Raw genomic sequence first — 15353 nt, 5'->3', positions numbered from 1 at the left:
TGATTTATCATTCATGAAGACAAATACTTAAGTACAATTGCATCTTTGCTTTATGTTAAGTATCTAAAATTTGTTATATAGAAGCTCGTGATTGTCAACGGCACCAGTTGAACATCTAATATCAGAACACTAAAAGAATATTATGTATACATGAAAATTAGTTTTCCTAAAAAATAGAATTTGCCTCTACAGCATAAAGTCATTTGTTATACGATTTTCGACGTCGAAATGTATACAATATTAGATTGGGTTTTATACATATACATATGCTTATTCTTTTTTTACTTAGACTATTAGTTTTAAATGGTCACGAACAAGCTTGATTCGTATAGAAGAATCACGAAAGGCTTTTCGCCCTAACGCTTATGAAAGTTGCATTAATGGTGTGTTTTTCAATACATCATTCTAAATTTCTTTTTCTAACCTCTTAGTATAAGTCTTGTTTTATCGGATAGACCTTAGAAATTTTGATTGTGAGTTTTTTCTCAAATAGTTAGTTTTAAAGCAATTAAATTTTAGAGTTATGAATCATAAAATCGACTTACAAGTAAAATTAAAAAACATTTGATAGTATGAGAAACAGATACTATTTGAGGAGGCTCATCTTATGCATGTATTTAAATATTATGCCTTAATTACACCCGACGAAGAGGATGGAGGATATAGTGTATCCTTTCCTGATTTGAGCAATATTTTTACGGATGGGGAGACACTAGTAGAGGCTATTACTCATGCTGAACAAGTGCTCGAAGGAATGCTCGAGGTCATGATTGACTACAATACGGTGTTTGATCCGCCACGTCCTGCATCAGCGATCACAGTCAAAGAAGGGGAGAGCCTGGTTGCTATTATCGTAGAAGTAATTCCAAAAGGTACACACGGAGATTTTAAGCAAGAGTTAATAGATGAAATTTATTAGGAGAAGGCTTAATGGCCTTCTTTTTTGAACTGAAAATAGTTTCCACTCTTATTGAAGACTATTAAGATTACATAATAAAAAAAGTCGCTATGGAAGATCATTGAGCTTCTAGTATCATCTGTGTTACTATTTCACCTTTTTCTTTTAGAACTTACAGACAATACATAGTTTAATCCCTTTGTACAATCTTACTTAAAGAACTATCATATTTTTTGTGGTTGAACTGTCCTTAAATTCTTTTATCCAGTACCAAGTGCAACGTATGAAAGTATTGAAAGTTATTTCATCAGAGCGTTCGACTTGAAGATAGTTTCGTTAATCTTTACTTAGTTTCGTTATCGCATCACCATTGCGTTCCATAACTCTTCTAAATACTAGTTTCAAGCGTTCACGCCGCTCTTCTGAAGTCATGTCCTTTACGTTTTTATTGTTCAACATTTCGTTTTCTACATTATCATCTTTGGGTCTCACTGAAATTCCCCTCTTTCTATTTATTATTTCTTCTCTTTAAAAAATCAATTTACTTCGCATAATTTTTCGTATCATATAATTTTTTTGTAATCTTATCAAGAGAAATTGCTTTGTTAATTACTAATAGATACCCTTTCTTCATACCTAAAACAATATTAAATCAAAAATGTAAAAAAATAACGAATTAAAATCCCTTTATTTATTAAGTATTGATATAATGTTTTCCATATAATAATTAATCTGTATGAATTTTTACTATTCTACTAAGGAAGAGGTTTACTCATGACATCCCCACACTTAATTGATACGCCTAATAATCTAAAACAATGGTTAGAAGCTAATAAAGAATTCATAGATGAGTTAAAAAATAAAGAACTGACAAATAAAGATACCCTGAATTTCTATAATAAACTTCATACATCAAACATTTTTGGGGATAAACTCTTTATTCGTATTAACAAAACGATACCGATCGAAAACAATAACATAGTTATTGCTAGAGTCGTTGAACCAACAGAAAACGGATTTCAATCTTGTATTCATCCCTTAAATCCGACTTTAGAATGGAGCATTTCTGCACTTTCAAAAAAATCACTAACTTTACTATCTGACGAATTATATGAATGCACCTACTCTTATGAAACACATCGAGATAGAAAAAGACAATTGATTACATTCAATTCAAATACCCTGAAGAAAGTCGATCTCACCGCATATCAACAGTTACAGCAAGTCGGGGGAACATCGTTAGCTGAGGTCGCTTCTACACTTTATGGTGACGAATTAGATATCGTCTTTTTTTCTAAATTGTTCTCTTCGTTCGAACAAAAATTCAAAGAGGAACTTCTTTCTATCGAAAAACGTGAAGAATCCTTGCAGATCGCTTCAAATGAAATTCAAGAAAAACAAAAACAAATCGATGAGAATGCAAAAGAACTTCAGGCGATCGAGAAAGAACTTCGAAATTCACATAGAAAAGAATTAGCCACTATGAATCGAAGTCATGAGCAAGCGCTAAAGAAAATGACAACTAGAGAAAAGCACTTATACAATATCCTCTCAGATATTCGTGTGAATCAAGAATCTACTGATACAACCTCTGGCGAAGAATCAATTCTACATCCATGGGATGTGGAAAGTAACGTTGAGACCGTGCAACGACTTCTCTACCATAATAGTGAGCAAAAGCTCTATTATGATAAAAATATCATTGAAATGTTCTTACGTGCTTTGCAGACAAATACGCTTGTCATCTTAAGCGGGCCATCTGGTACAGGTAAATCAAGTTTAATCAATGCTTTTGCCCATGCCCTGCAAGAATCCAAGGCATCGATTATTCCAGTTCAGTCGAGTTGGACAGATAAGCAAGACTTGCTCGGTTACTTCAATACCGTTGAGAAGCGTTATGTCCCTACGCCCTTCTTAGAAGCTGTGTTGGCTGCTAGAGAATCAGAAGGACTACATCTAATATGTTTAGACGAGATGAACCTATCTCATATTGAATATTATTTCGCGGAGCTTTTAAGTGCTCGTGAACAAGATGGACGTGTCGATCTATACCCACACAGATATAGAAAAGAAGCTATTGATATTATAGAGGAATTCAATACGCTCGAACGTCCTTCACGAGACGATAAAGAACGTTATCGGAATGCCATTGAATTGATGAACTACCCGGCACAGTTAGATATCCCTAAAAATGTACGCTTTGTTGGTACAATTAATATGGACCATACCGTAAAGCCTCTCAGTCCAAAGGTCATCGATCGAAGTTTCATAGTAGAACTGTCTTATCAGTACCCTACTCTTGAGAAAAGAGTAGAACTTGAAGCAAATCCAATTTCAGGGAAAATCGAATTTGATTTATCGAAGTTTTCAGAGGAGCAGTTTCTTTTAGAAGAAATCATGAGCGATACACGATGGTTGGTGAAACTTTCAGATAAACTAAACATTATTCCCGATGCAAAAATTAATTCTCGAAGCGAAAAGCAAATCGCTAAGTATTTGCAAGTAGTTCCTGTACTAACTGAAGACACATTGAACCAGCTGATCCAATCTAAGATTTTACCTCGCATACATTTTTCGAGTAGCAATGAAGAGGCGATGGCAATGTGTGAAAACTTCTTAGAAGAATTACGATCGAAACAACTACTGTCTAGTGTTGATCGGTTTGAGCAAATGAGAAAGAATGGACGTTATATCAGTTACTTCAAATGATCTTTAGGGGTGAAAAAAGTGAAGTTTCATCAGATTTTTGTTAACGATCAACCATCGATCGAGCAAAGTAATTGTTTAGTGACAATAATCAAAGAAGTAGATAAACGAGGCGATATTTACTATTTCCAAGAGTACTCGCGAATACATGGTAAGCATATACAAATTGGTATCGAAATTGAGAATGCTTCTCGAGTATCTATTCAAGGTCATCCATATATTATTTTTTCTGAATCTCTCAATATAACCGGCCTCTGGTGCATACAACCGAACACTGAAATAGAAATTGGATTTAATGTATGCGGAAAGTTTTTGATTGAAGCATTTGACATCAATGATGAACTGATCTCACAAGAGACGTTACTTGTACTTCCTAGGACACTCACTTTCGAACAATATCTTCTCATGCAAGCTGAAGTAAGAGACTTGTTAATTGCTTTTAATACGGTACCGACACCAGAAAAAGAAGGTGGAAATCGTTGGATAAGGAAGAGCACTTTTCCTCTTGAGAAATTTAGTTTACTTTTTAAAAAGTTTAAGAATGGTCTTGAAGACGTTTTGGAGGCACCGGCAGAAGTTTTGATAAGTAGGCAACAGTTAATGAGTAGAGAGTCCGTAAAGCGTTGGACTCCACGAATGTTAATCGAAAGCCAAGCTTATGCAGGTCAACCTAAAATTAAAGCATCTGTACTAGACCGGTCACATCATATTTTGGAACATAGAATGATTAGAAACATGCTAGACACCTTAAATGAGATGATACAACAGGCTCTTGATATCGAATCCATTAATGCAAGTGTGTTTGAGAAGGAAATTGAGTCTCGTGATCAAGTTCCAATCAATGCTCAATCCATTACTGAAGGAAGTATATTATCTGCCCTACAAAATAAGCAAGAAGAGGTACAAAAACACTTTACCGATACTCTTGAAAAAATTGATTCGTTGAATGAACTGAAATTAACACTACGCTCATTTCGAGAAGAGGAACAAGTATTCAATGTACCATCGGAGCAAGTGGAAGAAACGCATCTTTTCATACACGATCCACGTTACAATGAGGTTTTTGAGAGTTATGAAGAAATAATTCATTTAGTACCCAAAATGGATTTTGAGAAAAAACATTTTATAGAACAAATACTGAAGTCTCCCTATTTATTTGAGATATGGACATTGCTGCAACTATATGCAGAATGCATGCGTCTTCAGTTTCTCCCGCCAGTATCAATCACTGATGAGTTATTCGAGCACTATAAAAAGCATAAACAGCTAAGCCAGCTCACCATTAAATTTACCCATACAAAAACGGAAGATCGCATCCATATCACTTATGAACCAGAGATTACATTAGCGGAAAACACATTAAGAAAACCGGACTATTATATCTCTTTTGTTAATCATGTGGACAATTCTCATACCAACCACACGTTGGATGCTAAATATAAACCTTATAGTGACCCGCAATTTGAAGAATATCTAATAAATGATATCATTCACTCTGGTCAGCGGTATGTAGAAGATTTTTCAGATACAAGATTTCGTTTAAGTAGTGCAACACTTGTTCACAATGATGCGATAGAAAATACGTACAACTGGAATGTTCGTCTTGAAGAGGAGAATGAGAGGATGCCCTATACCTACTCCCATTTCAACATTGCTCCCGGAAATATGAATCATTTAAGCACTTACATGAAGCGGATTATCCATCAATATAACGGTAATTATGGTTATTGTCCTTCGTGTGGAGCAATGAATTTAGGAGAGCCTTATCCTTTAAATTCTCCATACAAGTGGACATACATCTGCGATTGCCAAGAAGTTTGGGTCAATAATGTGTGTAAATCAGATTACAGAAAAACTCATCGGCCCAACCTTAGAGGAAAGAATACACGTCTGTTAAAATATGCTTATGGAAATTACAATAAACAGGTTGAAAATAACTGGGACGTTCATTGTCAAGCCTGCAATCGTAGTTTTCAAGGCACCGTCTATACAACTAATATACTAGGTGTACAAATCGAATTTTAAAATAAGTTTCGTTCTTTTAATCCTGAATTAAGAATTGTCGTTAAACTTTCTTAACGCACATTACTGATATTTATAAGTATTATCTAATAATAGATGTAGTAACTAGAAATTAAATTGAAGAAGCCCACATCCTATATCAGATGTGGGCTTTCAAGTAACGAGCTTTATATTCTAGTGGTATTAAAATCACATGCTATTATTGAAATCTTGGCTATGTCATATTTGGATGTAAATTAGTACAAACATGACTCGTCAAATTTAATTCCTAATACGCCAGAGTGATGAGATTATCGTTTGTCGTGTTTTCTTTTATTAAAGTTTAGAAGGATTGGTCATTCTTAAAGAATAATAAGTTTAATCGACCTACCTTGCCATAGTACACCTTTTATTTTCCACGCTCATACTTGATTTTGAATTCTTGCTTTTGACGTTTCCGATCTTCCACATCTACTGTGACTAGTTTAAAGAATTGAGTAAACGGTACATCTACAACCTCTTGAATCACATATGCATATAGAAGCTTCCAACTGGATTGATTGTATAAAAGACTCATAAATCCTTTGTATGAAAGATCAAGCCCAAATTTATCTACTATACGCCTATGTAACTCTACAAAATTCATTCCTCGTGAATCAAGAATTAACTTTAATTCATCTTTATTAATTTCCATATCCACCTTATGAATCGTCGAGCTACGGATAGAGCCTCGTCCACGCTTAGATGATTGATTTTGTTCACCTGATATTTTTTCCATTAGATCCCCACTTCTTGTTCTATCGGATTAGTTATTTATTGCTTTGGAAATTGCATTTATTAGATTAAGTTTGAAGTCTTTATTTATAATGATTTCATCAAATCCTAAGATGTCCACTTCTTGTAAACAAGAAAATTTATAGGTAGAATTATTATTCATCTTTGTAATCATATAGTCTGAACTTTTTCCTCTCACATATACAGAAAATGCACATTCATCAGTAAGTGACTCTCTACTATCAATCACGAATAAACTTCTTTCTTCTGAAGCCACTTTAAAAATCACTTGGTTTTTCATTTTGTTATATTCAACAAGAAAAGTCTCTGGATATTGCTGCGCAAGTTCAAACAGGTCGTTCTTAAAATGTTCCGTTGCTCCGGCATAGCTAGCAAACTTCAGATTAGAAATTACGCTATTTAATTCCGATACAGCTTCTTCTTCTAATCGTCTACTTTCATCTGACACCTTCGATACAAATTTCATACAAACCCTCCATTTGTTAATTCGTTATTAGTTAATATTTACGACATGATTAGCTGTAACTAAAAGATAAGAAAATCTCTAATGTGTCTGTATAATATCACCTCTAGAAATATAGAAAATTGCCGAAATTTTCTTCATTCAAGATATTACAAAGCAATATAAAGCTTGATTCGAAAATTCTAGATTTAAAATTATTCATTATTTCTATTTTTTGAGGATAATAATATTGTCCCTTTAATTATACATATAATTACTAAATTAACTTTTATTTTTAATTATTACTTACCTATATCGTTTAAAAAGTGCTTAAAAATTTATTTCTTTACAGATTCAGTTCTTAGCAAATTTCATTTAATATAAAGCTGTACATATCAATTAAATACACCATTACTCTTTGTAGTTCTACGTACTTCGATTTTATTAATCTATATTGATCTTTTACATAAAAGGAGAATATTCAATTGAATCCATTTTTATTTAAAGACCCCTCTTTAGAATCGTACTTTCGATCCGTTATCTTGTTTGGAAAAAACTCAGCCTCTTACAAATTTGCATTAGCAAAATCTCTTTTAGATGTAGCCTCTGATCAGTCACGTTCCTTTGTCCCTTTAGAAGAGTTGGCAGTTCCTTTTGCTTTTCATATTTGTGATCATTTGAAATTAAACGATAAACAAACCACTGCCAAATCTAGTACTTTTTTAAAGGCATGCCAAGATTATAACGATGGCTCTATTACTGAAGATCAGCTCATTTCGATTACAACAAAATATGGCTTCGTTAATGTCTTAGATGCTTTCCATAATGTAAATCAAAATGCTTTACCTGTTTCTTTTTTTGATTCTTCACATCCAGGGAGCACAAAAGGAATTTACTTAACAGATGATCTATATCGTCTGTTAGATTCAACACAATCCTTTTCAATCGAACAAGAAATCGAAGCAAGATGGCGTCTTGTGGAGACAGCTTGGTCATTACAGCTCCCACTTCAATTGATCACAATTGATCATGATCCAGTAAATAATGATTTCTTTATTCATCAAACAGATCAACATAAACGGATAGCGATTACTTCTTCAAGACCTGCACTTAATGGCTATCAAAAAGGGAAGTGCTTTTATTGTTACTGTGATATTAGTGTGATCACGGGTTCAAACCAACTGGCTGATGTCGATCATTTTATTCCACATAGACTTAGCCGTTACTTACCTTTTAATTTAGATGGAGTATGGAATCTAGTACTTTCTTGTCAGGCATGTAATCGAGGACAAGGTGGCAAATCTGCTCAATTACCACATCACAGTTATTTGCAGCGCTTGCACTCTCGAAATGAGTATTTGATTAATAGCCTTCATCCTTTGCGTGAAACGATCATAAATCTAACGGGTGCTACTGATCAAAAGCGAATTTCTTTTTTAACGAACATCTATCAAATGAGCTCTGATTTAACTGGTCCAGCAACTTGGTTTACAGAACCAAAAGGCCCAGCAGTTTTTTAATTAATAAGTAACACATACCATGTGAAGCATTTATGAGTTGTCTTCTTATGTATACATCTTTACTTAATAGATTCTAAGGAGGAGTGACATATGTCAGTCGGTTGGAGCGGCACCGTTCGACAATTTTTGAATACAGAACAATCTCATTTCTTACGTGCCTTACAGCATTCGATTCCAGATGCTTCTGACAGTCAAATACGGGCTTGGATCGATACTTATCAAAGCTTAGTTGTTTTATTTCGAGAAACACCTGAATTAAATGCTTATCTCTTATTTGAATACCAGTTGTTGCGTGGAGGTGGTCGACGACCTGATATTTTACTTTTAGCAAATGATCAACTACTTGTCATTGAGTGTAAAAGCTATGACCAAATCTCGGATGGAGAGTGCATTCAAACATCTCTTTATGTACGCGATTTAGAACATTATCATTCTGCCATTCAACTAAAGAACATAAACGTTTCAGGCATTTTATTATTAACAAATGATGTTCGTGATAAATTGACTATTAATGAAGAATTTAATATTTACATTGCAACAACAAACGGACTACTGAAAATTCTTAAACGTCTACTAATAAAGCAAGAGTTTCCAGTTCTAAGTATAGAAGACTTTTTGCATGGTCACTATTCTCCATCACCCTCAATGCTCGAAGCGGCCAGTGCGATCATGAAAAATGAACCATTACCTCGTGTTCGCGCACTAGATAGTAGTAATTTTGAGACGATTCACTGTTCACTTCACCACATTATTCAGCAAGCACAAGAAAACAATGAGCATCATCTTGTTCTCGTTACAGGTGAGCCCGGTGCCGGAAAAACTTATTTAGGCTTACTCTTAGCTCACGAAAATGAACAGGCCGTTTATCTCTCAGGAAATGGACCATTAGTAGATGTCCTCCAATATTCACTTCAAAGTGATACGTTTGTCCAGCGCTTATACAATTACAAAACGGATTACTTAAAACACAATCGACTACCATCTGAACATATTATTATTTTTGATGAAGCTCAGCGTGCTTGGGATAAGCACAAAGTAAACAAGTCCTTTAGCCGCTCTCAGACAGCGTTACCTAATATGAGCGAACCTGATATTATTATGGAGATTGCGACAAAAGAAAAAAGATGGAGCGTAACCATCGGATTAGTAGGCGAAGGTCAAGAAATTTATTCAGGGGAAGAAGGCGGAATTGCTTTATGGAATCATGCCTTAAAAAATAAAAATGTGATTGTTCATTGCAAGCATGATGCGGCTACTTTTACGAATGCATTGCAAGTAATCGCTACAGAGTCATTGCATCTAGACACCTCCTTACGTACTCATGCTGCCAATACCTATAGTCAGTTTGTAATTCAATTCATAGAGGGGAAAATCGAACATGCTGCCCGTCTCTTGGAAGATCTTGATGCCTCGCGCTTTCACCTTCGCATCACAAGAGACCTGGAAAAAGCGAAATATGTAGCCCATCATCTCTATTCGGACGATTCAAAAACAGTTGGTGTGGTGTGCGCTGGTGGTGCAGATCATCAAAAAAAAATACCCGTCTTGCCTAGAACAGAAAAGTACGAACGTCAGACTAAAGTTGCACAATATTTTATGATTCCTACTTCTGACTACTACTGTAAAACCTTAAGCTATTCGATTACGGAATTTCAGTCACAAGGACTTGAATTGGATTTTGCAATTTTAGAATGGGATAACGATTTTTATTTGCAAAATGGGAAATGGACCGGTCAACATTTTCAACGTTCTGTCATAAACCCACTACAAATTAAGCGGAATGCCTATCGTGTCAATTTAACAAGAGGCCGAGATGGCATGATTATCTATATTCCTCAAAAACCGGAATTAGATGAAACTTGGCGTACTTTAAGAGAGGTATTGCAGATTCATGAACTGTAAAATGATAAGTGATATCTGAATAAATATAAAAAATAGCCTTCAAAAGTAGACAAAGGTAGAGACATAAATATATTTAAAATATTTGTATATTATCATATTAATTGTTTTTTTTTAACACTTGCCGTTATTAGCTGAAAATTTCTTAATAAAACTAAAAATAATTACTTTCTAACATTATTTTTGCTATTGATTGCCACACGACGTTGCAGTTAATTAATAAAGAGGAGTAGTATTAAATGGTTGTTAAATTTCTAATCACATAAAAGATAGGATGATAAGATTGAATATGGAAGCGAATAGTTCAAAAAGTTTCGTTGAGTTAATTAACGAGATGGATGCACCGGATCGTCAACAACGTGATCGAGGAACGATGTTCGAACTACTCTCTCGTACATACTTTCAAAACGAACCTTTATACGAGCGATTATTTGAAGCAGTCTGGACATTAAATGAAGTACCTGAACAATATGGGATTCCCAAAAATGATACTGGAGTTGACCTTGTTGCAAAAGAGCGTGAAACAGGTGCCCTTGTTGCAATCCAGTGTAAATATCATGCAGTAGAGAATACAATTCAAAAAAGCAATATCGATTCGTTTTTAAACGAAGTTGGAAAAACCTATTATTCTTGGGGCATTATAGTCGCTTCTACAGACAAATGGAGTAAAAATGCAAATGATGCACTCGAGGGCCGAGACAAAAAAATCACACGTATTTCACTATCTCAATTACAAGATAGCCAAATTGACTGGTCATCGTTTAGCTATACAAATCCCGAAATAATAACAAAGCAACTGAAGAAAACTCCTCGTGACCACCAGAAACCAGCTATCGAAGCAGTCGTAAATGGCTTTAATTTTGCAGATCGCGGTAAGTTAATCATGGCCCCTGGAACAGGTAAAACTTATACTTCAATGGCCATAGCAGAAGAAATGGCAAAAGAAAAAGACGGAGTGTTCAAGGTGCTATATTTAGTACCAAGCATCCAATTATTGTCTCAAACACTACGTGGCTGGACTGCTGATACAAACTTCAATATGGATGCCATCGCTGTATGCTCTGATAGAAAAGTCACTAAAAAGACAGGTGGGAATGAGTTTGATGATATTGCGGCATCCGATATCGGATATCCAGCCACAACTGATTATACAAAGCTACTAGTATATAAGGAGTTAATCGAATCAGACAAACTTAAAGGAGATTTTTTAGCTGTATTTTCTACTTATCAATCAATTGATGTGATTATTGAAGCTCAAAAGCAAGGGTTCTATGATTTTGATCTAATAGTATGTGATGAAGCACACCGCACCACTGGAGTAACTGAAAACGGTGAAGAAGATAGTAGTTTTAAAAAAGTACATAATAATGATAATGTGCGAGCGATTAAACGGTTATATCAAACAGCAACTCCTCGTGTATATGGAGAATCAGCAAAAGAAAAAGCAAACGATGTTTCTGCTCTTCTTGCAGACATGTCTAACGAGGCAATTTATGGTCAAGAGCTTTATCGTATTGGCTTTGGTGAGGCTGTTCGAAAAGGGATTTTAACTGATTATAAAGTAATGGTTCTAGCAGTTGATGAAGAAATGGTTGCTCGAAATTTCCAACAAATGTTGTCGATAGACTCCGAACTAAACTTCGATGATGTTACAAAAATCATAGGATGTTGGAATGGTTTAGTAAGACGGCGAAGCCATTCAGATGAGGTTCTCGGTCCTCCGATGAAACGTGCTATTGCTTTCGCAGGAACGATAAAAGAATCTAAGCTTATTACAAATATGTTTAGCGAAGTAGTCGATCAATATCTTTATCAAAACAATGACGAATCAAGTGTGCAGTACAAGGTAGAGATTAAACACGCTGACGGATCAATGAACGCGTTAGAAAAAAACAAAAAAATTTCTTGGTTGAAAGGTGACGTTCCTGAGCAGACTTGTCGCATTTTATCTAATGCTCGCTTCCTAACCGAAGGAGTAGACGTTCCTGATCTAGATGCAATTATGTTCTTAAAACCAAGAAAATCAAAAATTGATATTGCACAAGCAGTTGGTCGTGTAATGCGGAAATCACCTGGTAAAGACTATGGTTATGTAATTTTGCCTATTGGTGTACCCGCTGGCACAAACGAAAATAATGTACTAGACAATAACGAAAAATATAAAGTCGTATGGGAAGTGTTAAATGCACTTCGTTCTTTAGATGAGCGATTCGACGCTACAATTAATAAACTTGATTTAAACAATAGTCGCTCAGATCAGGTTCAAGTTATCGGTGTGGGTGAAGCCCCTGAAGACGGTGAACTAAAGCCTGTTAAAGAATCTCAACAAATAGTAATGGAATTAGATGCCGAAGAGCTTTCAGATCTGGAAAAAGCAATCTACGGAAAAATTGTTCGTAAGGTAGGAAACGTAAGATATTGGGAAGATTGGTCCAAGGATGTTTCTGATATTGCTGAGCAACACATGATGCGAATTAAAATTATGCTTGAAAATAATGAGAGTCGAGCTTACAAAGAATTTAATAATTTTATAAAAGGTCTGCGTCACAATATTAATAGTGCTATCACGGAAAACCAAGCGATAGAAATGCTCGCTCAACATTTAATCACCAAACCGGTCTTCGAAGCTTTGTTTGATTCCTACAGTTTTGTAAATAATAACCCCGTCTCACATTCAATGGAAAACATTATAAAAGTTTTAGAAGAGTACGGTTTAGAAAAAGAACAAGAAACGCTTGAACCTTTCTATGAAAGCGTGAGGGTTCGAGCACAAGGCGTAAATAACCTTAAAGGAAAACAAGATATTATTGTTCAGTTGTATGACAAGTTCTTCAAAACTGGCTTCAAAAAAACAACAGAGCGACTAGGAATAGTATTTACTCCTGTAGAAGTTGTTGATTTTATTATTAAGTCTGTTGAAGATGTTATGAAAAAACATTTTTCTAAATCTCTTAGTGATAAAGGTATTCACGTGTTGGATCCATTTACGGGGACTGGAACATTTATAGTTCGCTTGCTACAAAGTGGATTAATTTCTTCAGAAGATTTAGTTAGAAAATATACACAAGAATTACATGCAAACGAAATTGTCTTACTGAGTTATTATATTGCAGCAATAAATATTGAAGAAACTTACCATGAAATTAACAATCAAAATTATGAGCCGTTTAAGGGTATAGTGTTAACCGATACTTTTGAATCTACTGAAGAAGAAGATACATTAGACGATGAATTTTTTGGAGTTAATAATGAACGCTTAAAAAAACAGCAAGATTCTCCTATAACTGTAATTGTAGGTAATCCTCCTTATTCAGGCCGCGAGTCCGATGAAAATAATTTTTCTGAAATCATCAAATACCCTATGCTAGATTCAGAAATAACTAGAACTTATGCTGCTAACTCTAATGCTGTAGCAGTAAATTCTTTATACGACTCTTATATTAGAGCTATAAAATGGGCTAGTTTAAGAATTGGTGACACTGGTGTCGTCGGATATATAACGTCAAGTTCGTATATTGATAAAGTCGCTATGGATGGGTTGAGAAAATCCCTTAACGAAGAATTTAATCATATTTACGTAATTAATTTACGGGGTGGAGTTCGAGGTAAGACTGGAAAAATAGCAAAAGATGAAGGAGGCAATGTATTCAATATAATGACAGGCGTCGCAATTTTAATACTTGTAAAAGATAATTCTTATGAACATAAAATCTACTATAAAGATATTGGATTATCATTATCTAGAAGTGAGAAAATTGAACTTCTAAATAAATGGTCGAGTATTAAAAATATTGATTTCGAAAGTATTGTACCAGATCGTTTTAATGACTGGATCAATCAAAGAAGTATTAATTCGGATAATTTTGATGTTCTTTTTGATCGTGAAAATGGTATCTATAATTTCCGTCAAATGGGGATAACAACTAAAAGAGATAAATGGGTATACAGTTTTTCTCGTTCAGCTCTTTCTCATAATGTCTCCATTACTATTAATGAATACTCAGAAAAAATGGACCAACTAAGACGCGGAGATATACAATTGTCAAACATTCAACCAAATGACTTCAAAATCCAATGGAGTCGAGAACTAAAGAGGAAATTAGAGAATAATACTACAATTGAATACGACGACTCAAAAATAGTAGAAGCTCTTTATCGTCCGTTCACAAAAAAATATTTATACTATGATCTTAATTTAGTTTCTTATCCTGGCCAATTTAGAAACCAGCTTTCTTTAGAAAATAATTATTATTTAATGACACCCGGAAATGGAAACAGACGTGATTTTACAACTCTAGTTACTGCTAATATTCCTGATGGAAATTTATTTGACGCAGGGGCGCAGACCTACTCTTTATATCTAACTGATGGATTTGGAGAACATTCAAACATTTCTTCAGAGTTCAAAACACGCTTAAATCTAACAGATGATGAGGTCGTTCCTTATGTGTATGCTGTTTTAAATTCACCTTATTACCGTAATGAATTTAAAAATAATTTGAATAAAGAGACTCCTAAAATACCTACGTTAGACAATAAAGAGCTATATATTGAGGTGGGTAAGAAATTGATAGATTTGCATATCAATTATGAAACTGTTCCATCATATGAAGGTATAAAAATAGTAACCAAAGTCAATGATCCTATTTTTAAAGTTGTAAAAATGAAACATCCTAAACCAGGAAAAAAAGATACTATCATCTTTAATAAAGATATTAGTATTGAAGCAATTCCAGAAAGAGCATACGAATTTATAATCAACGGTCGATCCGCCATTGATTGGATTATAAATCAATATCAAATTAAGAACGATTCTAAATCTGGAATAATAGATGATCCAAATGAATTTTCTAATGACGAAAAATATATTTTTAACTTGTTACTATCCGTAATCAATTTATCTGTTCAAACCGTTGATTTAGTAAATAGCTTACCACCCCTAGAATTTAAACAAGATTAAAAACAATCTTACAAATGAACGTAAAAAAAGATGAACTGAACCCTAAATCGTGGACATTTGATAAAAGACCCCGTTCGGGGTTTTTTTGTGTTTAAAGATATCGATATACTGTACCTATTCAATTTAAACGCG

The 15353-nt window shown here is 34.4% G+C and carries 8 protein-coding genes; 6 read left to right on the top strand and 2 right to left on the bottom strand.

The features are described from left to right. Positions 1-607 precede the first annotated feature (607 nt). The 3 genes from KNP96_RS12125 to KNP96_RS16950 all read left to right on the top strand — a co-directional run bounded on the left by KNP96_RS12125 (position 608) and on the right by KNP96_RS16950 (position 5629). Positions 608-919, top strand: coding sequence for a type II toxin-antitoxin system HicB family antitoxin (locus KNP96_RS12125; RefSeq protein ID WP_214770757.1), 312 nt, complete (start codon positions 608-610; stop codon positions 917-919). 753 nt (positions 920-1672) lie between these two features. Further along, entirely contained in the window at positions 1673-3607 is a 1935-nt protein-coding gene (locus KNP96_RS12120) for an McrB family protein (RefSeq protein ID WP_214770754.1), read from the top strand. Between the two features lie 18 nt (positions 3608-3625). Beyond that, positions 3626-5629: a nuclease domain-containing protein gene (locus KNP96_RS16950; protein WP_214770752.1), complete on the top strand. Its 2004-nt coding sequence runs from the start codon at positions 3626-3628 to the stop codon at positions 5627-5629. Between the two features lie 385 nt (positions 5630-6014). Here the strand turns inward: KNP96_RS16950 and KNP96_RS12110 are convergent, their stop codons facing one another. Further along, complete coding sequence (locus KNP96_RS12110; RefSeq protein WP_214770750.1) at positions 6015-6383, bottom strand: hypothetical protein; 369 nt, start codon at positions 6381-6383, stop codon at positions 6015-6017. A gap of 27 nt (positions 6384-6410) precedes the next feature. Further along, on the bottom strand, positions 6411-6866 hold the full coding sequence (locus KNP96_RS12105; RefSeq protein ID WP_214770748.1) for a hypothetical protein: 456 nt from the start codon (positions 6864-6866) through the stop codon (positions 6411-6413). A gap of 461 nt (positions 6867-7327) precedes the next feature. Here KNP96_RS12105 and KNP96_RS12100 point away from each other — a divergent pair, with 461 nt between their 5' ends. The 3 genes from KNP96_RS12100 to KNP96_RS12090 all read left to right on the top strand — a co-directional run bounded on the left by KNP96_RS12100 (position 7328) and on the right by KNP96_RS12090 (position 15221). Further along, a complete protein-coding gene (locus KNP96_RS12100) occupies positions 7328-8362 on the top strand; it encodes an HNH endonuclease family protein (protein ID WP_214770746.1) in 1035 nt (344 codons plus the stop codon). A 90-nt stretch (positions 8363-8452) separates the two neighbouring features. Then, a complete protein-coding gene (locus KNP96_RS12095) occupies positions 8453-10264 on the top strand; it encodes a DNA/RNA helicase domain-containing protein (RefSeq protein ID WP_214770744.1) in 1812 nt (603 codons plus the stop codon). Between the two features lie 286 nt (positions 10265-10550). Beyond that, the gene (locus tag KNP96_RS12090; protein ID WP_214770908.1) at positions 10551-15221 is read left to right on the top strand and encodes a DEAD/DEAH box helicase; all 4671 of its coding nucleotides are present in this window, start codon (positions 10551-10553) and stop codon (positions 15219-15221) included. Positions 15222-15353 lie beyond the last annotated feature (132 nt).

This window comes from Exiguobacterium sp. s133 (assembly GCF_018618595.1).
GTDB lineage: Bacteria > Bacillota > Bacilli > Exiguobacteriales > Exiguobacteriaceae > Exiguobacterium_A > Exiguobacterium_A oxidotolerans.
This window is presented reverse-complemented; position numbering and strand designations above follow the sequence as displayed.